General features: G+C 68.1%; 28 protein-coding genes. All 28 read right to left on the bottom strand.

Features of this window, described 5'->3' with window-relative positions; genetic code table 11:
* Positions 1–49: 49 nt before the first annotated feature.
* Positions 50–514 (bottom strand): 50S ribosomal protein L15, encoded by a 465-nt coding sequence (gene rplO / locus HUN58_RS04380; protein WP_058728270.1) that lies wholly within the window; start codon positions 512–514, stop codon positions 50–52.
* A complete protein-coding gene (gene rpmD / locus HUN58_RS04375) occupies positions 511–696 on the bottom strand; it encodes a 50S ribosomal protein L30 (RefSeq protein WP_031273241.1) in 186 nt (61 codons plus the stop codon). Before rpmD ends, rplO begins: the two co-directional genes overlap by 4 nt.
* Positions 696–1,421 carry a 30S ribosomal protein S5 gene (gene rpsE, locus HUN58_RS04370; RefSeq protein ID WP_180226094.1) on the bottom strand — a complete coding sequence of 242 codons (726 nt, stop codon included), beginning with the start codon at positions 1,419–1,421 and terminating at the stop codon, positions 696–698. The genes rpmD and rpsE overlap by 1 nt, the downstream gene beginning before the upstream one ends.
* Positions 1,422–1,426: 5 nt before the next feature.
* The gene (rplR, locus tag HUN58_RS04365; RefSeq protein WP_058742351.1) at positions 1,427–1,798 is read right to left on the bottom strand and encodes a 50S ribosomal protein L18; all 372 of its coding nucleotides are present in this window, start codon (positions 1,796–1,798) and stop codon (positions 1,427–1,429) included.
* 2 nt (positions 1,799–1,800) lie between these two features.
* Positions 1,801–2,337, bottom strand: coding sequence for a 50S ribosomal protein L6 (rplF, locus tag HUN58_RS04360; protein WP_058742344.1), 537 nt, complete (start codon positions 2,335–2,337; stop codon positions 1,801–1,803).
* A gap of 6 nt (positions 2,338–2,343) precedes the next feature.
* Entirely contained in the window at positions 2,344–2,742 is a 399-nt protein-coding gene (rpsH, locus tag HUN58_RS04355) for a 30S ribosomal protein S8 (protein ID WP_058725384.1), read from the bottom strand.
* Between the two features lie 154 nt (positions 2,743–2,896).
* The gene (gene rplE, locus HUN58_RS04350; protein WP_058742343.1) at positions 2,897–3,487 is read right to left on the bottom strand and encodes a 50S ribosomal protein L5; all 591 of its coding nucleotides are present in this window, start codon (positions 3,485–3,487) and stop codon (positions 2,897–2,899) included.
* Entirely contained in the window at positions 3,487–3,846 is a 360-nt protein-coding gene (rplX, locus tag HUN58_RS04345) for a 50S ribosomal protein L24 (protein WP_058742342.1), read from the bottom strand. The genes rplE and rplX overlap by 1 nt, the downstream gene beginning before the upstream one ends.
* Positions 3,847–3,849: 3 nt before the next feature.
* Positions 3,850–4,218, bottom strand: coding sequence for a 50S ribosomal protein L14 (gene rplN / locus HUN58_RS04340; RefSeq protein ID WP_017885523.1), 369 nt, complete (start codon positions 4,216–4,218; stop codon positions 3,850–3,852).
* 31 nt (positions 4,219–4,249) lie between these two features.
* The gene (rpsQ, locus tag HUN58_RS04335; RefSeq protein WP_180225983.1) at positions 4,250–4,540 is read right to left on the bottom strand and encodes a 30S ribosomal protein S17; all 291 of its coding nucleotides are present in this window, start codon (positions 4,538–4,540) and stop codon (positions 4,250–4,252) included.
* On the bottom strand, positions 4,540–4,860 hold the full coding sequence (gene rpmC, locus HUN58_RS20900) for a 50S ribosomal protein L29 (RefSeq protein WP_058742341.1): 321 nt from the start codon (positions 4,858–4,860) through the stop codon (positions 4,540–4,542). The genes rpsQ and rpmC overlap by 1 nt, the downstream gene beginning before the upstream one ends.
* Positions 4,860–5,279 carry a 50S ribosomal protein L16 gene (gene rplP / locus HUN58_RS04325; RefSeq protein ID WP_022903279.1) on the bottom strand — a complete coding sequence of 140 codons (420 nt, stop codon included), beginning with the start codon at positions 5,277–5,279 and terminating at the stop codon, positions 4,860–4,862. The genes rpmC and rplP overlap by 1 nt, the downstream gene beginning before the upstream one ends.
* A gap of 2 nt (positions 5,280–5,281) precedes the next feature.
* On the bottom strand, positions 5,282–6,079 hold the full coding sequence (rpsC, locus tag HUN58_RS04320) for a 30S ribosomal protein S3 (RefSeq protein WP_058742340.1): 798 nt from the start codon (positions 6,077–6,079) through the stop codon (positions 5,282–5,284).
* Complete coding sequence (gene rplV / locus HUN58_RS04315; protein ID WP_058742339.1) at positions 6,079–6,471, bottom strand: 50S ribosomal protein L22; 393 nt, start codon at positions 6,469–6,471, stop codon at positions 6,079–6,081. The genes rpsC and rplV overlap by 1 nt, the downstream gene beginning before the upstream one ends.
* 25 nt (positions 6,472–6,496) lie before the next feature.
* Positions 6,497–6,778 (bottom strand): 30S ribosomal protein S19, encoded by a 282-nt coding sequence (rpsS, locus tag HUN58_RS04310; protein WP_017885529.1) that lies wholly within the window; start codon positions 6,776–6,778, stop codon positions 6,497–6,499.
* An 11-nt stretch (positions 6,779–6,789) separates the two neighbouring features.
* Positions 6,790–7,629 (bottom strand): 50S ribosomal protein L2, encoded by an 840-nt coding sequence (gene rplB / locus HUN58_RS04305; RefSeq protein ID WP_022903282.1) that lies wholly within the window; start codon positions 7,627–7,629, stop codon positions 6,790–6,792.
* Positions 7,630–7,647: 18 nt separating this feature from the next.
* The gene (gene rplW / locus HUN58_RS04300) at positions 7,648–7,947 is read right to left on the bottom strand and encodes a 50S ribosomal protein L23 (RefSeq protein ID WP_058742338.1); all 300 of its coding nucleotides are present in this window, start codon (positions 7,945–7,947) and stop codon (positions 7,648–7,650) included.
* The gene (gene rplD, locus HUN58_RS04295; protein ID WP_058742337.1) at positions 7,944–8,603 is read right to left on the bottom strand and encodes a 50S ribosomal protein L4; all 660 of its coding nucleotides are present in this window, start codon (positions 8,601–8,603) and stop codon (positions 7,944–7,946) included. The genes rplW and rplD overlap by 4 nt, the downstream gene beginning before the upstream one ends.
* Positions 8,604–8,605: 2 nt before the next feature.
* Positions 8,606–9,259, bottom strand: a complete 654-nt coding sequence (rplC, locus tag HUN58_RS04290) for a 50S ribosomal protein L3 (protein WP_022906340.1) — start codon at positions 9,257–9,259, stop codon at positions 8,606–8,608.
* A 13-nt stretch (positions 9,260–9,272) separates the two neighbouring features.
* A complete protein-coding gene (gene rpsJ / locus HUN58_RS04285) occupies positions 9,273–9,581 on the bottom strand; it encodes a 30S ribosomal protein S10 (protein WP_022903286.1) in 309 nt (102 codons plus the stop codon).
* 517 nt (positions 9,582–10,098) lie between these two features.
* A complete protein-coding gene (locus HUN58_RS04280; RefSeq protein ID WP_180225982.1) occupies positions 10,099–10,914 on the bottom strand; it encodes a DarT ssDNA thymidine ADP-ribosyltransferase family protein in 816 nt (271 codons plus the stop codon).
* 113 nt (positions 10,915–11,027) lie between these two features.
* Positions 11,028–12,005, bottom strand: a complete 978-nt coding sequence (locus HUN58_RS04275) for a DNA topoisomerase IB (protein WP_180225981.1) — start codon at positions 12,003–12,005, stop codon at positions 11,028–11,030.
* A 136-nt stretch (positions 12,006–12,141) separates the two neighbouring features.
* Positions 12,142–13,329 carry an elongation factor Tu gene (gene tuf, locus HUN58_RS04270; protein WP_058742334.1) on the bottom strand — a complete coding sequence of 396 codons (1,188 nt, stop codon included), beginning with the start codon at positions 13,327–13,329 and terminating at the stop codon, positions 12,142–12,144.
* Between the two features lie 137 nt (positions 13,330–13,466).
* A complete protein-coding gene (gene fusA / locus HUN58_RS04265) occupies positions 13,467–15,581 on the bottom strand; it encodes an elongation factor G (protein ID WP_058742333.1) in 2,115 nt (704 codons plus the stop codon).
* A 100-nt stretch (positions 15,582–15,681) separates the two neighbouring features.
* Positions 15,682–16,152, bottom strand: coding sequence for a 30S ribosomal protein S7 (gene rpsG, locus HUN58_RS04260; RefSeq protein ID WP_058742332.1), 471 nt, complete (start codon positions 16,150–16,152; stop codon positions 15,682–15,684).
* A 5-nt stretch (positions 16,153–16,157) separates the two neighbouring features.
* Positions 16,158–16,526, bottom strand: coding sequence for a 30S ribosomal protein S12 (gene rpsL, locus HUN58_RS04255; RefSeq protein ID WP_058728453.1), 369 nt, complete (start codon positions 16,524–16,526; stop codon positions 16,158–16,160).
* A 337-nt stretch (positions 16,527–16,863) separates the two neighbouring features.
* Positions 16,864–17,994: a hypothetical protein gene (locus HUN58_RS04250; protein ID WP_114849348.1), complete on the bottom strand. Its 1,131-nt coding sequence runs from the start codon at positions 17,992–17,994 to the stop codon at positions 16,864–16,866.
* A gap of 115 nt (positions 17,995–18,109) precedes the next feature.
* Positions 18,110–18,562, bottom strand: coding sequence for a DUF6121 family protein (locus HUN58_RS04245; RefSeq protein WP_180225980.1), 453 nt, complete (start codon positions 18,560–18,562; stop codon positions 18,110–18,112).
* Positions 18,563–18,600: the final 38 nt, after the last annotated feature.

Here is an 18,600-nt window from a genome sequence, read left to right as displayed (position 1 = left end):
GAAACCGTAACGGCGGCCCGTGCGCAAACGCACGGGCCGCCGACGGGGGTTACTGGGAGACGGTGCCGCCAGCAGCCACGATCTTCTCGGCGGCGGACGCCGAGACCTTGTCGACCGAGACCGTGAGCTTCACGCTGATGTCACCCTGACCGAGAACCTTGACCTTCTCGTTCTTGCGGACGGCGCCCTTGGCGACCAGGTCCGCGACGGTGACGTCGCCACCGTTGGGGTAGAGCTCCGCGATCTTGTCCAGGTTCACGACCTGGTACTCGACGCGGAACGGGTTCTTGAACCCGCGGAGCTTCGGGGTGCGCATGTGCAGCGGCATCTGCCCACCCTCGAAGCCGACCTTGACCTGGTAGCGGGCCTTCTGACCCTTGGTGCCACGGCCGGCGGTCTTGCCCTTCGAGCCCTCACCGCGACCCACACGGGTGCGGTCCTTCTTGGCGCCCGCAGCGGGGCGGAGGTGGTGCAGCTTCAGCACCTGCACGCGCTCGTTCTTCTCGTCGCTCATGCGTCGACCTCCTCGACCTTCACGAGGTGCGCGACCGTCGCGATGTACCCGCGGTTCTGGGCGTTGTCCTCACGCAGGACCGTACGGCCGATGCGCTTGAGGCCCAGGCTGCGCAGGGTGTCGCGCTGGTACTGCTTCTCGCTGATAACGGACTTCGTCTGCGTGATCTTCAGCATCGCCATCACGCACCTGCCTTCTCGGTCGCGGCACGCAGGGCCGCGGCCTCGGCGTGGAGCAGACGAGCCGGGACGACCCGGTCGACGTCGAGGCCACGACGGCTCGCGACGGCGCGGGGCTCCTCGAGCTGCTGCAGCGCCTCGACGGTCGCGTGCACGATGTTGATGGTGTTCGACGAACCGAGCGACTTGCTCAGGACGTCGTGGATGCCGGCGCACTCGAGCACGGCGCGGACCGGACCACCGGCGATGACACCGGTACCGGCAGCGGCCGGACGCAGCAGGACGACACCGGCAGCGGCCTCACCCTGCACCGGGTGCGGGATGGTGTTGCCGACGCGGGGGACGCGGAAGAAGTTCTTCTTCGCCTCCTCGACGCCCTTCGAGATCGCGGTCGGGACTTCCTTCGCCTTGCCGTAGCCGACACCGACGAGGCCGTTGCCGTCACCGACGACGACGAGCGCCGTGAAGCTGAAGCGACGACCACCCTTGACGACCTTCGAGACGCGGTTGATGGTCACCACGCGCTCGAGGAACTGGCTGTCGCCACCGCGGTTGTTGCGGTCACGACCCTGCTGACGGTCACGCCCGCCGCCACGAGGGCCGCGCTGGTCGGCGTTGTCGCGGTTGTTGGACGCAGAGCCCGCGGCGGTCTCGACCGGACGCTCGGCGACCGCAGCAGCGTCGGCTGCCGGGGCCTTGGTCTCGGCCGCTTCGTTGTTGTTCGCGATGTCGCTCACAGGTTCAGCCCTCCTTCACGGGCACCATCGGCGATCGCGGCGACGCGACCGGCGTACTTGCTACCACCGCGGTCGAAGACCACGGCCTCGACGCCGGCGGCCTTCGCGCGCTCGGCGAGGAGCTCGCCGACGCGACGGGCCTTGGCCGTCTTGTCGCCGTCGAACGAACGGAGGTCGGCCTCCATCGTCGAGGCGCTGGCCAGCGTGTGGCCCTGCGCGTCGTCGATGACCTGGACGAACACGTGACGCGACGACCGGAAGACAGCGAGACGCGGACGCGACTCGGTGCCGGTGATCTTCTTGCGGAGACGGTTGTGACGGCGCGCCTTGGCGGCCGACTTGCTCTTTCCTCGGATACCGAGAGCCATGATCACTTACCTGACTTTCCGGCCTTGCGGCGCACGATCTCGCCGGCGTAGCGGACACCCTTGCCCTTGTAGGGCTCGGGCTTGCGCAGCTTGCGGATGTTGGCAGCCACCTCGCCGACGGCCTGCTTGTCGATGCCCGACACGGTGAGCTTGTTGTTGCCCTCGACGGCGAAGCTGATGCCCGCCGGCGGCTCGACCGTGATGGGGTGGGAGTACCCGAGCGCGAACTCGACGTTGCTGCCCTTGGCCTGCACGCGGTAACCGGTGCCGACGACCTCGAGGCCCTTGGAGTAGCCCTGGGTCACGCCGAGGATGTTGTTCGCGATGAGGGTGCGGGTCAGGCCGTGCAGGGCACGGGACTCACGCTCGTCGTCCGGGCGGGTGACGAGGACCTGGTTCTCCTCGACCTTGGCCTGGATGGGCTCGGCAACGGTGAGCGCGAGCTCACCCTTGGGGCCCTTGACCGCCACGGTCTGGCCGTCGATGGAGACGGTGACGCCGGCGGGGATGTCGATGGGGAGACGTCCGATTCGAGACATTGTCGATCACCACACGTAGGCGAGGACTTCCCCACCCACGCCCTTCTGCTCGGCTTCACGGTCGGTGAGCAGTCCCGAGGAGGTCGAGAGGATCGCCACGCCGAGGCCACCGAGGACCTGGGGGATCTCCGTCGACTTCGCGTAGACCCGGAGACCGGGCTTCGAGACGCGCTTGATGCCGGCGATCGAACGCTCGCGCTCGGGGCCGTACTTGAGGTCGATCGTGAGGGTCTGGCCCACGCGGGCGTCCTCGATCTTCCACTCGCTGATGTAACCCTCGCGCTTGAGGATCTCGGCGATGTTCTTCTTCAGCTTGGAGCTGGGAAGCGAGACGGCGTCGTGGTGCGCCGAGTTCGCGTTCCGCAATCTGGTCAGCATGTCTGCGACCGGATCGGTCATCGTCATGATGGTCGTCCATTCTTCGCCTGGTTTCGACACCCGTTCCACGAATGCCGACCTGAGCGATCGGGGTGATCCCGGAGCGGTTCCCCGGGATCGGTGTGTTCAAGGGTGCGGGCCGGAGGACGTGAATCCTCCGGCCCGCACCGCCCGAAGTATCTTAGACCGTCTGCTCGGCAGAACGGAACGGGAACCCGAGCTGGCGGAGCAGCGCGCGGCCCTCGTCGTCCGTCTTCGCGGTGGTCACGACGGTGATGTCGAAGCCACGCACGCGGTCGATGCGGTCCTGGTCGATCTCGTGGAACATCGACTGCTCCGTGAGACCGAACGTGTAGTTGCCGTTGCCGTCGAACTGCTTGTCGCTGAGTCCGCGGAAGTCGCGGATGCGGGGCAGGGCGAGGGTGACGAGGCGGTCGATGAACTCCCACGCGCGGTCACCGCGGAGGGTGACGTGCGCGCCGATGGCCTGGCCCTCACGCAGCTTGAACTGTGCGATGGACTTGCGGGCCTTGGTCACGACCGGCTTCTGACCCGTGATCGCCGTGAGGTCCTTGACGGCCCCCTCGATGATCTTCGAGTCGCGAGCCGCCTCGCCGACGCCCGTGTTCACGACGACCTTGACCAGGCCGGGGACCTGGTTGACGTTCGCGTACCCGAACTGCTCGGTGAGGGCAGCCTTGATCTCGTTCTTGTACTTCTGCTTGAGGCGCGGCTCGACCTTGGTCTCCGGCGCGGCAGTCGTGTCGGTCATCAGAGCTTCTCACCCGACTTCTTGGCGTAGCGGACGCGGACGGTCTTGGTGACGCCGTCCTTCTCCACCTGTTCGGTACGGAAACCGACGCGGGTCGGCTTCTTGGTCTTCGGGTCGACGATCGCGACGTTCGAGACGTGGATCGGAGCCTCGTGCTGCTCGATGCCACCGGTCTTCGACCCGCGCTGCGTCTGGCCGACGCGGACGTGCTTCGTGACGAAGTTCACGCCCTCGACGACGACCCGGTTCTTGTCCTTGAGGACCTCGATGACCTTGCCCTGCTTGCCACGGTCGCCGCCACGCTCCTGCTTGGCGCCCGTGATGACCTGGACGAGGTCACCCTTCTTGATGTTCGCCATGGCTTACAGCACCTCCGGCGCGAGCGAGATGATCTTCATGAACTTCTTGTCACGGAGCTCACGACCGACCGGACCGAAGATGCGCGTACCGCGCGGGTCGCCGTCGGCCTTGAGGATCACTGCCGCGTTCTCGTCGAACTTGATGTAGGAGCCGTCCTGGCGACGGGTCTCCTTCTTGGTGCGAACGATGACCGCCTTGACGACGTCACCCTTCTTCACGTTGCCGCCGGGGATGGCGTCCTTCACCGTGGCGACGATGACGTCACCGAGACCGGCGTAGCGACGACCCGAGCCACCGAGCACGCGGATGGTCAAGATCTCCTTGGCACCCGTGTTGTCCGCGACCTTCAGGCGGGATTCCTGCTGAATCACTGCTGTCTCCTATTCCGAAGCAGGCCGGGGCCTACTTGGCCTTCTCGAGGATCTCGACCAGGCGCCAGCGCTTGGAGGCGCTGAGGGGACGGGTCTCGCTGATCACGACGAGGTCGCCGACACCCGCGGTGCCGAGCTCGTCGTGGGCCTTCACCTTGGACGTGCGGCGGATGATCTTGCCGTAGAGCGCGTGCTTCACGCGGTCCTCGACCTCGACCTCGACCACGATGGTCTTGTCCATCTTGTCGCTCGTCACGTAGCCGCGACGCGTCTTGCGGTAGCCGCGGGTCGAGGCGGCGGAGTTCTTCTCTTCGTTCGCCATCAGTTCTCCTCGGCGGTAGCGGCCTCGGTCGACTCGGCGGCCTTGTCAGCCTTCTTCGTCGTCTTCTTGGCCTTGGTGGCGGTCTCGACGGGCGCGGGGGTGGCACGGATGCCGAGCTCGCGCTCGCGGAGGACGGTGTAGATGCGTGCGATGTCGCGCTTGACGGCACGGAGACGACCGTGGCTCTCCAGCTGGCCGGTGGCCGACTGGAAGCGGAGGTTGAAGAGTTCCTCCTTGGCCTTCTTGAGCTCGTCAGCGAGACGCTCGTTCTCGAACGTGTCGAGCTCCGTCGGACGGAGCTCCTTGGAACCGATCGCCATTACGCGTCGCCCTCCTCGCGCTTGATGATGCGTGCCTTGAGGGGCAGCTTGTGGATTGCACGGGTCAGCGCCTCGCGGGCGATGTCCTCGTTGACGCCGGAGAGCTCGAAGAGCACACGACCCGGCTTGACGTTGGCGACCCACCACTCGGGCGAGCCCTTACCGGAACCCATGCGGGTCTCAGCCGGCTTCTTGGTCAGCGGACGGTCCGGGTAGATGTTGATCCACACCTTGCCGCCACGCTTGATGTGACGCGTCATGGCGATACGAGCGGACTCGATCTGCCGGTTCGTCACGTAGGCCGGGGTGAGGGCCTGGATACCGAAGTCGCCGAAGCTGACCTTGGTACCGCCGGTGGCCTGACCCGAACGCTTCGGGTGGTGCTGCTTGCGGTGCTTGACTCGACGGGGAATAAGCATGGTTACGCCTCAACTCCTGCGCCGGCCGGCGCGTCCTGCGGGGCCTGCTGCTGACGGCCGCCACGGTCGCCGCCACGGCGGTCGCCGCGCTCGCCACGGGGGCCGCCACGACGCTCCGGGCGCGACGAACGCTGGTTCGCCTGCTCGCGAGCGAGCTCCTTGTTCGTGATGTCGCCCTTGTAGATCCAGACCTTCACGCCGATGCGGCCGAAGGTGGTCCGAGCCTCGTAGAAGCCGTAGTCGATGTTCGCGCGGAGCGTGTGCAGGGGCACGCGGCCCTCGCGGTAGAACTCCGAGCGGGACATCTCGGCGCCGCCGAGGCGGCCCGACACCTGGATCCGGACACCCTTGGCGCCGGCGCGCTGTGCACCCTGCAGGCCCTTGCGCATGGCGCGTCGGAACGCGACACGGGCGGAGAGCTGCTCGGCGATGCCCTGCGCGACGAGCTGGGCCTCGGTCTCGGGGTTCTTGACCTCGAGGATGTTGAGCTGGATCTGCTTCTTGGTGAGCTTCTCCAGCTCGCTGCGGACGCGCTCCGCCTCGGCGCCGCGGCGGCCGATGACGATGCCCGGACGCGCCGTGTGGATGTCCACGCGGACGCGATCGCGGGTGCGCTCGAGCTCGATGCGGGCGACACCGGCGCGGTCGAGGGTCTTCTTCAGGTACTCGCGCACCTTGATGTCCTCGGCCACGTAGTCGGCGTAGCGCTGCCCGGCCTTCGTGCTGTCGGTGAACCAGTGCGAGACGTGGTCCGTCGTGATCCCGAGACGGAAACCGTACGGGTTGACCTTCTGGCCCATTAGTTGCTCGCCTTCTTGCTCGTGGCGGCAGCCTCGACCTCATCCGGCGTCGCGAGGACGACCGTGATGTGGGAGGTGCGCTTGTTGATCCGGAAGGCGCGGCCCTGGGCGCGCGGCTGGAACCGCTTCAGGGTCGTTCCCTCGTCGACGAAGACGCGGCTCACGTAGAGGTCGCGCTCGTCCAGGAAGCTGTTCGTCGAGTCCGCCTTCACCCGGGCGTTCGCGATCGCCGAGGCGACCAGCTTGTACACGGGCTCCGAAGCGGCCTGCGGGGCGAACTTCAGGATGGCGAGCGCCTCGTGGGCCTGCTTGCCGCGGATCAGCTCGATGACGCGACGGGCCTTCTGAGGCGTGACGCGGATGTGTCGCACGCGTGCGATCGACTCCACCATTTCGTTCCTCCTCTGCGTCCCCGCGTTAGCGGCGACGGCCCTTCTTGTCGTCCTTCACGTGACCACGGAAGGTGCGGGTCGGCGCGAACTCGCCGAGCTTGTGACCGACCATCGACTCGGTGACGAACACCGGGATGTGCTTGCGGCCGTCGTGCACGGCGATCGTGTGCCCGAGCATGTTCGGGACGATCATCGAGCGACGCGACCACGTGCGGATCACGTTCTTGGTGTTGGCCTCGTTCTGCGTGACGACCTTGCGGAGCAGGTGCTCGTCGACGAAGGGGCCCTTCTTCAGACTGCGTGGCATCTTCTGAACTCCTACTTGCGCTTCTTGCCGGCGTTACGGCGACGGACGATGAGCTTGTCGCTCGGCTTGTTCGGCTTGCGCGTGCGACCCTCGGCCTGGCCCCAGGGGCTGACGGGGTGACGACCACCGGACGTCTTGCCCTCACCACCACCGTGCGGGTGGTCGACCGGGTTCATCGCGACACCACGCACGGTCGGACGGACGCCCTTCCAGCGCATGCGGCCGGCCTTGCCCCAGTTGATGTTGGACTGCTCGGCGTTGCCGACCTCGCCGATGGTGGCGCGGCAGCGGGCGTCGACGTTGCGGACCTCGCCCGACGGCAGACGGAGCTGCGCGTAGGGGCCGTCCTTGGCGACGAGACGCACCGAGGCACCGGCGGACCGGGCCATCTTCGCGCCGCCACCGGGACGGAGCTCGATCGCGTGGATCACGGTACCGACCGGGATGTTGCGCAGCGGCAGGTTGTTGCCGGGCTTGATGTCCGCGCCGGGACCCTGCTCGACGACGTCGCCCTGCTTGAGCTTGTTCGGCGCGATGATGTAGCGCTTCGTGCCGTCCACGTAGTGCAGGAGCGCGATGCGCGCCGTGCGGTTCGGGTCGTACTCGATGTGCGCGACCTTGGCGTCGACGCCGTCCTTGTCGTGACGACGGAAGTCGATCACGCGGTACTGGCGCTTGTGGCCACCACCGATGTGACGGGTCGTGATGCGGCCGGAGCTGTTGCGGCCACCGGTCTTCGGCAGCGGACGAAGCAGCGACTTCTCCGGCGTCGAACGGGTGATCTCAGCGAAGTCGGCGACCGACGAGCCGCGACGACCAGGGGTCGTCGGCTTGTAGTTACGAATAGCCATGATTTATCCCTCTGGTCCTCAGCCGACAGCCGTGAAGATGTCGATCGAACCGGACTTGAGCGTCACGATGGCACGCTTGGTGTCCTTGCGCTTGCCCAGGCCGAACTTCGTGCGACGGGTCTTGCCCGGACGGTTCAGCGTGTTGATGCTCGCGACCTTGACGTCGAAGATCTTCTCGATGGCGAGCTTGATCTCGGTCTTGTTCGAACGGGGGTCCACGATGAACGTGTACTTGCCCTGGTCGATCAGGCCGTAGCTCTTCTCCGAGACGACCGGCGAGATGATGATGTCGCGCGGGTCCTTGTTGAAGCCGCTCATGCGGAGATCTCCTTCGCGGTCTTCGACGCGATGAATGCGTCGAGGGCGCTCTTGCTGAAGACGAGGGCGTCGGCCTTGAGCACGTCGTAGGCGTTGAGCTGGCCGTACGAGAGCGCGTGGACGTTCGGCAGGTTGCGGACGGACTTGAGCGTGAGCTCGTCGTCCGACTCGAGCACGACGAGCACGTTCTTGACGGGCGCGACCTTCTCGATGAGCGTGCGGGCGGTCTTGGTCGACGGCGTCTCAGCCGCGACGAAGCCCTCCACAGCGGAGATGCGGCCACCGCGGGCGCGGTCCGAGAGCGAGCCGAGCAGAGCAGCGGCGATCATCTTCTTCGGGGTGCGCTGCGAGTAGTCGCGCGGGGTCGGTCCGTGGACGACGCCACCGCCGGTGTGCTCCGGTGCGCGGACCGAACCCTGACGGGAGCGGCCGGTGCCCTTCTGCTTGAACGGCTTGCGACCAGCACCGCGGACCTCGCCGCGGTTCTTGGTCTTGTGGGTGCCCTGACGCGCGGCTGCGAGCTGCGCGGTGACGACCTGGTGGATCAGCGGGACGTTCGTCTCGACGTCGAAGAGCTCGGCGGGCAGCTCGATGCTGCCGGCGACGGCTCCGGTCGCGTCGAGGACGTCGATCGTGGTTGCGGTCTCGGTGGCCATGATCACTTACCCTTCACGGCGGTACGGACGAAGACGGAGCGGCCACGAGCACCGGGGACGGCGCCCTTGACGAGCAGCAGACCCTTCTCGGCGTCGACGGCGTGCACCGTGAGGTTGAGGACGGTCACGCGCTCGCCACCCATGCGACCAGCCATGCGCATGCCCTTGAAGACACGCGACGGGGTCGACGAGGCGCCGATCGAACCGGGCTTGCGGTGGTTGCGGTGCGCACCGTGCGAAGCGGACACACCGGCGAAGCCGTGGCGCTTCATGACACCGGCGAAGCCCTTGCCCTTCGACGTCCCGACGACGTCGACCTTCTGGCCGGCCTCGAAGGTGTCGACGGTGAGCTCCTGGCCGAGCGAGTACTCGGCGGAGTCGTTGGTGCGGATCTCGGTGAGGGTGCGACGCGGGGTCACACCAGCAGCCTCGAAGTGGCCGGCAGCCGGCTTGTTGACCTTGCGCGGGTCGATCGCACCGGCGGCGATCTGGATCGCCTCGTAGCCGTCGCGCTCGACGTTGCGGATCTGGGTGACCACGTTCGGGCCGACCTCGATCACGGTGACGGGGATGAACTTGTTGTTCTCGTCCCACACCTGGGTCATCCCGAGCTTCTTGCCGAGGAGGCCCTTGACGGTCTTGGTTGAGTTCGCCATCAGTCCAGCCCCCTTACAGCTTGATCTCGATGTTGACGTCCGCCGGGAGGTCGAGTCGCATGAGCGAGTCGACGGCCTTCGGCGTCGGGTCGACGATGTCGATGACCCGCTTGTGCGTGCGCTTCTCGAAGTGCTCGCGCGAGTCCTTGTACTTGTGGGGCGAACGGATCACGGTGACCACGTTCTTCTCGGTGGGGAGCGGCACCGGGCCGACCACGGTCGCACCGGCACGGGTCACCGTGTCGACGATCTTCCGGGCCGACGTGTCGATGACCTCGTGGTCGTACGACTTGAGCCGGATGCGGATCTTCTGTCCCGCCATGTGTCTCTTGTCCTCTCTGCGCCGCGCACCCTCGGGCCGCCTGACGCCGCCGTGCCGTGCATTCCTGCAGGGCTTGGCTGTTTTCCTGAACCAACCGGCCGCATCCGCTGGGGATGACCGCTGTTCTCCTGTCAACCGCGCAGGGCGACCGGGGCCGTCCAGCGTGGGCATGTCGCTTCCCCGGCGCCGTGGCACAGCAGTGCCGCACACCGTGGTGGGGATTCGATCGTGTTCTGCTGCCTGCGGCCCAACCCAGCTCCGCTGGACGGAGGGGTTGTGCACTGCCAGAGCAGTGATCCTGCGCGCGCGAACGCCCGCGGAATTCGGAACCGGACAAGTCTCGCACAGGCACGCCAAGCGTGCAACCCGGGCGTGTCGCGAATTCGTGGCGTGTCGCGGCCGGCTCACGGGCCCGGATCCGCGGGCTTCGGACCGGCCTGGAGGATCGGATCACCCCCGTCACGCAGCGCACCCTCCCGACGTGGTCGGGAGGGTGCGTCAGAGGTACTCCGGACGCCTACTCGGCGGCGACCACGGGCGGCACGAACCACGGCGGGAACACCGCGACGCGGGGCGCGCGGCCCCCCTGCTCGGCCAGGAGCGTCTTGACCTGCTGGCGGACGCGGTCGTTCGGGACGCCGATCACGGCGACCGAGGACAGCGGCACGCGCGGCCCGGCGAGCAGTTCGAGGCCGTGCATCTCCGGGTCGGTGAAGTCCGTGCGGCGGATGAGGTTCGTCGCGGCCGCGGGGCCGACGGCGAACCGGACGTCCTCGGCGTCGGCGTCCTGGTCGGCGACGATCACCGAGGCGCCGAAGGCGGAGACGGGCACGACGAGGACGACGTACTCGACGGCACGCGTGCGTCGGGCGGCGTCGGACCACCGCTCCCCCTCGGCGCCGCGGCGGAGCTCGTCCCACCGCGTGGCGTCGGGCGAGAGCGAGAACGTCACGTGCCCGGACACCGGACCGCCGTCCGGCGCGGATGCGTGCGCGCGTGCGGCGCGGGTGGCCGGGGAGCTGACGTCGACCGCGGGTGTCGCGGCGTCGGAGGCGAGGATCGCGCCCTCGGCGATGATCGACGCGAGGTTGTCGACGTGGGTGGCGTGGTGGGCCCGGAGCGACGCGAAGTCACGGGGTTCCGGCAGCTCGGGCGCCGCGGGCGACCGCAGCGAGGAGGAGCCGCGCGCGGGCGCCGGGGTGGATCGGAGGTCAGTGGTGATGCGGGTCCGGCGGGGCGCCGGCGTGGTGGGGACCGCCGGCGTCTCGCGCTGGCGGGGGGAGCAGATGTCGCAGAGCTCGGTGGGGAAACCGTGGATGCACTCGTCGGTCACGACTGGGGAGGGTCCTTCCGTGCCCGTGTGGGGGTGGTCGGGCACGGTGTCCAACCGTACGTCATGATCCGGCGCGCGTGGTCACCGCCCGTCGTCGTCAGGGCGGGACGGCGTCACTGGCGGTAGAGCAGGGCGCGCACCTCGGACTCCGCTGCGTGCAGCCGCGCCGGGTCGATGGTCTCGCCGTGCTCGTAGGCGTCGAGCAGCCGCGGGTCGATGTAGCTCTGCCGGCACACGGTCGGGGTGTTGCCGAGTTCCTCGCTGGCGGCCTTCACCGCGTGCGACACCGCCTTCTTCCGCTTCGCCTGGCTGGGCTGCGTGCCGGTCTTCGCCAGGTCGACCGCCGCCGCCACGGTCCCGTGCAGGGTCCGGAAGTCCTTCGCGGTGAACGCGTCGCCGGCTCGCTCCTTGACGTACTCGTTGATGTCCTCGGCGGCGAGCGGCTCCCACTCGGCCCCGCGACGCTCCCGGAAGGCCAGCAGCCGGGCGTTCGCCCCGCGGCGGTTCATGCCGGCGATCACCCGTGCCAGGTCGGCGTCGTGGATCGTCGAGGACCACTCCTGCCCGCTCTTGCCCGGGAAGTCGAGCTCGATGTCGTTCCCCGAGACGTGCGCGTGCGCGCACAGGAGCGTCGACAGCCCGCGGCTCCCGTGCTCGGTCGCGTAGCGCTCCGAGCCCACCCGGAGCGATCCCTGGTCGAGCATCCGGAACGCCGCGGCCAGTGCGCGTCGACGGTCGGGCTCCGGTCGGCGGAGGTCCTGCGTCACCATCCGACGCGCGCCGGGCAGCGACTCCGCCAGCGCGAGGGCCCGGTCGTACTTGATCCGGTCCATCCGCTCCCGCCACGACGGGTGGTACATGTACTGCCGGCGACCGGCTCCGTCGATGCCCGTCGCGAGGACGTGCCCGTTCTCGTACGGCGAGATCCAGACGTCGTCCCACGCCGGCGGGATCACGAGGTCCTCGAGCCGCTGGCGCACCTCGGGGTCGGTGACGGTGTTGCCGTCCGGGTCGCGGTACGAGAAGCCGCGGCCGCTGCGGACACGGTGGTAGCCGCGGCCGTTGGTCGCGGATCGGCGGAGACGGGTCACCGCACCGATGCAACACGTGCACGCCTGGGACGGACCACGGACAGCGACCGCCCTACGAGCAGATGCCGCCGGAACGACGAAGCGGGGCCGGACCCGAAGGCCCGACCCCGCTTGCGCAGTACTCCATTGGACGGAGTTACTTGATGATCTCCTCGACCGTACCGGCGCCGACCGTACGACCACCCTCACGGATGGCGAAGCGGAGGCCGGCCTCCATGGCGATCGGCTGGATCAGCTCGACGGTCATGGAGACGGTGTCGCCGGGCATGACCATCTCGGTGCCCTCGGGCAGCGTGATGACGCCGGTGACGTCCGTGGTGCGGAAGTAGAACTGCGGACGGTAGTTCGCGTAGAACGGGTTGTGACGGCCGCCCTCGTCCTTGGTCAGGATGTAGGCGTTCGCCTTGAAGTCCGTGTGCGGCGTGACCGAACCCGGCTTGACGACGACCTGACCGCGCTCCACGTCCTCGCGCTTGAGGCCACGGATGAGCAGACCGGTGTTGTCACCGGCCTCGGCCTTGTCGAGCAGCTTGCGGAACATCTCGATGCCCGTGACCGTGGTCTTCTGCGTCGGGCGGATGCCGACGATCTCGACCTCGGAGTTGAGGTCGAGCGTGCCACGCTCGACACGACCGGTGACGACGGTGCCACGACCGGTGATCGTGAAGACGTCCTCGATCGGCATGAGGAACGGCTGGTCGGTGGCGCGCACCGGGTCCGGGACGTTCTCGTCGACGGCGGCCATCAGGTCCTGGACGGACTTGACCCACTTCTCGTCGCCCTCGAGCGCCTTGAGTGCCGAGACCTGCACGACGGGGGCGTCCTCGTCGAACTCCTGCGAGCCGAGGAGCTCACGGACCTCGAGCTCGACGAGCTCCAGGATCTCCTCGTCGTCCACCATGTCGGACTTGTTCAGCGCGACGACGATGTAGGGGACGCCGACCTGGCGGGCGAGCAGCACGTGCTCACGCGTCTGGGGCATCGGGCCGTCGGTGGCGGCGACCACGAGGATGGCGCCGTCCATCTGCGCCGCACCCGTGATCATGTTCTTCACGTAGTCAGCGTGACCCGGAGCGTCGACGTGAGCGTAGTGACGCTTCTCCGTCTGGTACTCGACGTGGGAGATGTTGATCGTGATGCCGCGGTCGCGCTCCTCGGGAGCGCTGTCGATCTGTGCGAAGTCACGGGCCTCGTTGAGGTCCGGGTACTGGTCGTGCAGAACCTTGGTGATCGCCGCCGTGAGCGTGGTCTTGCCGTGGTCGACGTGACCGATGGTTCCGATGTTGACGTGCGGCTTGGTCCGCTCGAACTTGGCCTTGGCCACTGTGGGTCCTCCTCAGGACTCGGAGAGCAAGCCCCCGGTCGCAAGACCGTTGGCGTGCAGGGTGTGTGTCATTACTGTACTTGGTGGCGAGGGGCCCGTCGCCGGGCACCCTCGCCTGTGGAGAGAACGCCGGAGCGTTACTCTCCGCTGTTCTTCGCGATGATCTCCTCGGCGACCTTGGCCGGGACCTGGCTGTAGGTCTCGAAGGTCATCGAGTAGACCGCACGACCAGAGGTCTTGGACCGCAGGTCCCCGACGTAGCCGAACATCTCGGACAGCGGAACGCTCGCGCGGACCACCTTGACGCCCGAGGCGTCCTCCATCGAGGCGATCTGGCCACGACGGGAGTTGAGGTCACCGATGACGTCGCCCATGTACTCCTCCGGAGTACGCACCTCGACGGCCATGATCGGCTCGAGGATGGCGGGGCCGGCCTTGCGGGCGGCCTCCTTGTAGGCGATGGAACCGGCGATCTTGAACGCCATCTCGGACGAGTCGACGTCGTGCGCCGCGCCGTCCTTGAGGATGGCCTTCACGCCGACGGTCGGGTACCCGGCCAGGATGCCGACCTGCATGGCGTCCTGGATACCGGCGTCGACCGAGGGGATGTACTCACGCGGGACGCGACCACCGGTGACGGCGTTCTCGAACTCGTAGACCTTCTCGGCCGTGACTTCCATCGGCTCGAGGGCGATCTGCACCTTCGCGAACTGGCCGGAACCACCGGTCTGCTTCTTGTGCGTGTAGTCGTAGCGCTCGACGACCTTGGTCAGGGTCTCGCGGTACGCGACCTGCGGCTTGCCGACGCTGGCCTCGACCTTGAACTCGCGCTTCATGCGGTCGACGAGGATGTCGAGGTGGAGCTCGCCCATGCCCTTGATCGTCGTCTGACCGGTCTCGGCGTTGAGCTCGACGCGGAACGTCGGGTCCTCTTCGGCGAGCTTCTGGATGGCCGTGGAGAGCTTCTCCTGGTCGGCCTTCGTGTTCGGCTCGATGGCGACCTCGATGACCGGCTCCGGGAACGTCATCGACTCGAGGACGACCTGGTTGGTCGGGTCGCACAGGGTGTCACCGGTGGTGGTGTCCTTGAGGCCGATGACCGCGTAGATGTGCCCGGCGGTGACGTTGTCGACCGGGTTCTCCTTGTTGGAGTGCATCTGGAAGATCTTGCCGATGCGCTCCTTCTTGCCCTTGGTCGAGTTGACGACCTGGGCACCGGACTCGATCGAGCCGGAGTACACGCGGACGTAGGTCAGACGACCGAAGAACGGGTGCACCGCGACCTTGAACGCCAGGGCCGAGAACGGCTCGGTGGCGTCGGGCTTGCGGATGATCTCCTTCTCTTCGTCCTTGACGTCGTGACCGATCATCGGCGGCACGTCGAGCGGGGACGGGAGGTAGTCGATGACCGCGTCGAGCATCGGCTGGACACCGCGGTTCTTGAAGGCCGAACCACAGAGGACCGGGTAGACCTCGGAGGCGATCGTGAGCTTGCGGATCGCGCCCTTGATCTCGGCCTTGGTGAGCTCCTCGCCACCGAAGAACTTCTCGAGCAGGGCGTCGTCGGTCTCGGCGACGCGCTCGATCAGCTTCGCGCGGTACTCCTCGGCCCGGGCCTGGAGGTCCGCGGGGATCTCCTGGACCTCGTACTGGGCACCCATGGTGACGTCACCCTTGGCATCGCCCGGCCAGACCTTGGCGTGCATCTCGATGAGGTCGACGACGCCGACGAAGTCGTTCTCGGCACCGATCGGGAGCTGGAGCACGAGGGGCTCAGCACCGAGGCGGTTGATGATCGTGTCGACGGTGAAGTAGAAGTCCGCGCCGAGCTTGTCCATCTTGTTGACGAAGCAGATGCGGGGGACGTCGTACTTGTCCGCCTGACGCCACACGGTCTCGGACTGGGGCTCGACGCCCTCCTTGCCGTCGAAGACGGCGACGGCACCGTCGAGGACGCGGAGCGAACGCTCCACCTCGACCGTGAAGTCCACGTGACCGGGGGTGTCGATGATGTTGATCTGGTTGTTGTCCCAGAAGCAGGTCGTCGCGGCCGACGTGATGGTGATGCCGCGCTCCTGTTCCTGCGCCATCCAGTCCATCGTCGCGGCGCCGTCGTGGACCTCACCGATCTTGTGCGTGATGCCCGTGTAGAACAGGATGCGCTCGGTCGTCGTGGTCTTGCCGGCATCGATGTGCGCCATGATGCCGATGTTGCGGACCTTGTTCAGGTCGGTGAGCACGTCCTGTGCCACAGGTTCCTCCGGAAGAGTTGTAGGAGAGGTTGGCGTCCGGGAAGGGCGCCGGGGTTCTTGACCGCCGACGCCCTCCCGGTGCCGGGACTACCGGCCGGACTTACCAGCGGTAGTGGGCGAAGGCCTTGTTCGACTCGGCCATCTTGTGCGTGTCCTCACGGCGCTTCACCGCGGCACCGAGACCGTTCGACGCGTCGAGGATCTCGTTCATGAGACGCTCGGTCATCGTCTTCTCGCGACGGGCCTTGGCGTACGAGGTGAGCCAGCGGAGCGCGAGGGTGTTCGCGCGGTGCGGCTTGACCTCGACCGGCACCTGGTAGGTCGAGCCACCGACGCGGCGGCTGCGGACCTCGAGGGTCGGACGGACGTTGTCGAGCGCCTTCTTCAGCGTCGCGACGGCATCCTGCTGGTTCTTGGCGGTGACGCCCTCGAGTGCATCGTAGACGATGCGCTCGGCGAGGCCCTTCTTGCCGTCCAGGAGGATCTTGTTGACGAGCTGCGACACGATCGGCGCGCCGTACACCGGGTCGGCGACGACGGGACGCTTCGGGGCGGGACCCTTGCGAGGCATCTAACTCAACCCTTCTTCGCGCCGTAGCGGCTGCGGGCCTGCTTACGGTTCTTGACGGCCTGGGTGTCCAGGGCACCGCGGATGATCTTGTAGCGCACGCCGGGGAGGTCCTTCACACGACCGCCGCGGACGAGCACCATCGAGTGCTCCTGCAGGTTGTGGCCCTCACCGGGGATGTAGGCCGTGACCTCGGTGCCGTTCGAGAGCTTGACACGAGCGACCTTGCGCAGGGCCGAGTTCGGCTTCTTGGGGGTGGTGGTGTAGACGCGGGTGCAGACACCACGCTGCTGGGGGTTCGCCTTCAGTGCCGGCGCCTTGGTCTTGACGACCTTCGGCGTGCGGCCCTTGCGAACGAGCTGCTGGATGGTAGGCAACTGTTCTCCTGGTTCTTCGCTCGTGCTCTGGCCAGCGCGTTCCGCTGGCTTCCTCATCCCACGCCGATCGCCGCCTGACGGCGGAGGAAGCGGGGATGGATGTCCGAGCCGGCGATGCCGACCCGGGATTTCGGGCGCGCCCGAGGGCGCACACCCAGGAGAGCCTACCCGCGCGGTCGGGCGAAATCAATCCGGGCGCGTCGTGGCGCGCACCACCTGCGCGCCGGAGCGGGTACGGTCGGTCGGTTGCCCGCCCGACGGCGGAGGCGAGCCGATCGGCGGGGGTGGGTCACGCCTCCAGGCCGAGGACCCGACCACCCGGCGGACGGGCGTCGGGTCAGGAGCCGGAGTCCGACGAACCGTTGCCGACGGCCGAGACGAACGTCGCCCCCTGGTCGGTGAAGCCCGTGATGTAGCCGCTCGCGTTGACGTTCATCGGCCCCGCCGAGGCCGTGCCGGTGCCGGCGGAGTTCGAGATGTCCGCCGTGAACTTCGCGCGCCCGTTGGTGGTGGTCGAGACCAGCCATCCGCGGGAGACCCAGTCACTGACCGCGACGACCGGACGGGACTCGAGCGTCCACTTCTGGTTCGTGTACGTGTAGGCCGGGTCCTCGCCGTAGGCGTAGAAGCTGCACCCGGGCGGCGCCGTCTCGGTCGAGGCGATGCAGCCGTCGACCCACTTGTCGACCGCGTCCTTCGCGGCCTGCTGGCCGGCGTCGGTGAGGGTCGTCTGCAGCGTGACCGGCACCGATCCCCCGGCACCGCCGAAGCCCGACACGGTCGTGCGCTGGGCGTCCGCGGTGAACCACTTGCCGCCGTCGACGGCGATCGAGTACTCCCCCGGCAGGGCCTTGAGCGTCGCGATGCCGTCCTTCGACGTCGTGATCTCCTGGTCGGCGACGCGGACCGCGGTGCCGCTGGGGCCGCTCACCGCCACCTGCACCTGTCCGAGGCGGGGCGCCTCGAGATCCCAGACCGGGAAGACGCCCCAGTCGGTGCCCGTCTTGTCGAGCGTGAACGTCGCGGCGACGTCCCGGCCGCCCTGCTTCAGGTAGGCGCGGACCCGGGCGGTGTCGCCCGCGGTGTCGGTCGCGGCGATCCGGTAGCCGGTGACCCGCCCGGAGGCCTTGGCGTACGCGGCGTCGGTGAGGAGCACGTCGTCCTTGCCGTGCTCGATGCCCGCTGCCGAGAGGGCGTCGTCCACACGACCGGCGGTCAGGTCGTCGAGGAAGGCGCGGACCGGTCGGTCGGGCGAGTGCGAGGAGGTGCCGACGGAGAAGCCGACGACCCCGGCGACGGCCAGCAGCACGATCGCGGCCCCACCGGCGATGATGCTGATGAGCGGACCGCGGCCGAGTCGCCGCCGAGGCGGCACCGGTCGGGGCGCGACCGGCTGCTCGAGCGTGCCCCGGATCGTGTCGACGTGCGGTGTCGCGGCCCAGTCGGCCACCTGTCGCTCCTCGGTCATGCGTCCCCCGTCGTGCCTGGTGCGCGCGTGCCTGGTGCGTGCGTGCTCCGGGATCCTACCGCCGGGAGACGACGTCGGACCGGGCTGCGGTCCCCGCGCACCCTGTCCTCGCCCGTCAGCGGTGGTCGTGGTCCGCCGGCGCCTGCTGGGGTGCGGAGCGGGTCTGGTGTCGTGCGGCCGCGATGCCGCCGACGACGCAGAGCAGCGCCACGACGACCGAGCCGACGACGAAGGGGCTCAGCGCCGAGCCAGCAGGGAACACGAGGAGCTCGGTCGCGTCACCGCGGACGAGGGAGTAGCCGACCGAACCGACCGCGAGCATCACGAGGTACGTCGCCGCTGCGGCCACGAGTCCGGTGACGCCGGGGTTGCCCTCGCGGATGCCGGCGGCCGTCGTCACGAAGACCACCACGCCGGCCCCGAGGACCATCGCCGGGCCCAGGTACGCGGTCGCGTCCGGTTGGGGGATCGCCTCGACGTCGGCGAGCAGGGCCTCGAAGCCCGTCACCGCGATGACGAGCGCGATGAAGAGGACCGACGTCATCGTCGCGATCAGCCACCGGGACATGGGGCGATCGTACCGCCGGGCCGCCCACGGGGGCGTCC

The organism is Curtobacterium sp. Csp1 (assembly GCF_013347185.1).
This window is presented reverse-complemented; position numbering and strand designations above follow the sequence as displayed.

Bases quoted from the DNA above. Each gene is read 5' to 3' on its own strand.
- rplO (WP_058728270.1), bottom strand. From the start codon at position 514: ATGAGCGACGAGAAGAACGAGCGCGTGCAGGTGCTGAAGCTGCACCAC.
- rpmD (WP_031273241.1), bottom strand. From the start codon at position 696: ATGGCGATGCTGAAGATCACGCAGACGAAGTCCGTTATCAGCGAGAAG.
- rplR (WP_058742351.1), bottom strand. From the start codon at position 1,798: ATGGCTCTCGGTATCCGAGGAAAGAGCAAGTCGGCCGCCAAGGCGCGC.
- rplF (WP_058742344.1), bottom strand. From the start codon at position 2,337: ATGTCTCGAATCGGACGTCTCCCCATCGACATCCCCGCCGGCGTCACC.
- rpsH (WP_058725384.1), bottom strand. From the start codon at position 2,742: ATGACGATGACCGATCCGGTCGCAGACATGCTGACCAGATTGCGGAAC.
- rplE (WP_058742343.1), bottom strand. From the start codon at position 3,487: ATGACCGACACGACTGCCGCGCCGGAGACCAAGGTCGAGCCGCGCCTC.
- rplX (WP_058742342.1), bottom strand. From the start codon at position 3,846: ATGGCGAACATCAAGAAGGGTGACCTCGTCCAGGTCATCACGGGCGCC.
- rpsQ (WP_180225983.1), bottom strand. From the start codon at position 4,540: ATGGCGAACGAAGAGAAGAACTCCGCCGCCTCGACCCGCGGCTACCGC.
- rpmC (WP_058742341.1), bottom strand. From the start codon at position 4,860: ATGGCGATCGGTTCCAAGGAGCTCCGTCCGACGGAGCTCGACACGTTC.
- rplP (WP_022903279.1), bottom strand. From the start codon at position 5,279: ATGCTTATTCCCCGTCGAGTCAAGCACCGCAAGCAGCACCACCCGAAG.
- rpsC (WP_058742340.1), bottom strand. From the start codon at position 6,079: ATGGGCCAGAAGGTCAACCCGTACGGTTTCCGTCTCGGGATCACGACG.
- rplV (WP_058742339.1), bottom strand. From the start codon at position 6,471: ATGGTGGAGTCGATCGCACGCGTGCGACACATCCGCGTCACGCCTCAG.
- rpsS (WP_017885529.1), bottom strand. From the start codon at position 6,778: ATGCCACGCAGTCTGAAGAAGGGCCCCTTCGTCGACGAGCACCTGCTC.
- rplB (WP_022903282.1), bottom strand. From the start codon at position 7,629: ATGGCTATTCGTAACTACAAGCCGACGACCCCTGGTCGTCGCGGCTCG.
- rplW (WP_058742338.1), bottom strand. From the start codon at position 7,947: ATGAGCGGCTTCAACAAGGACCCGCGCGACATCATCATCTCGCCGGTC.
- rplD (WP_058742337.1), bottom strand. From the start codon at position 8,603: ATGGCCACCGAGACCGCAACCACGATCGACGTCCTCGACGCGACCGGA.
- rplC (WP_022906340.1), bottom strand. From the start codon at position 9,259: ATGGCGAACTCAACCAAGACCGTCAAGGGCCTCCTCGGCAAGAAGCTC.
- rpsJ (WP_022903286.1), bottom strand. From the start codon at position 9,581: ATGGCGGGACAGAAGATCCGCATCCGGCTCAAGTCGTACGACCACGAG.
- rpsG (WP_058742332.1), bottom strand. From the start codon at position 16,152: ATGCCTCGCAAGGGTCCCGCCCCGAAGCGTCCCGTCGTCGCCGACCCG.
- HUN58_RS04250 (WP_114849348.1), bottom strand. From the start codon at position 17,994: ATGACCGAGGAGCGACAGGTGGCCGACTGGGCCGCGACACCGCACGTC.
- HUN58_RS04245 (WP_180225980.1), bottom strand. From the start codon at position 18,562: ATGTCCCGGTGGCTGATCGCGACGATGACGTCGGTCCTCTTCATCGCG.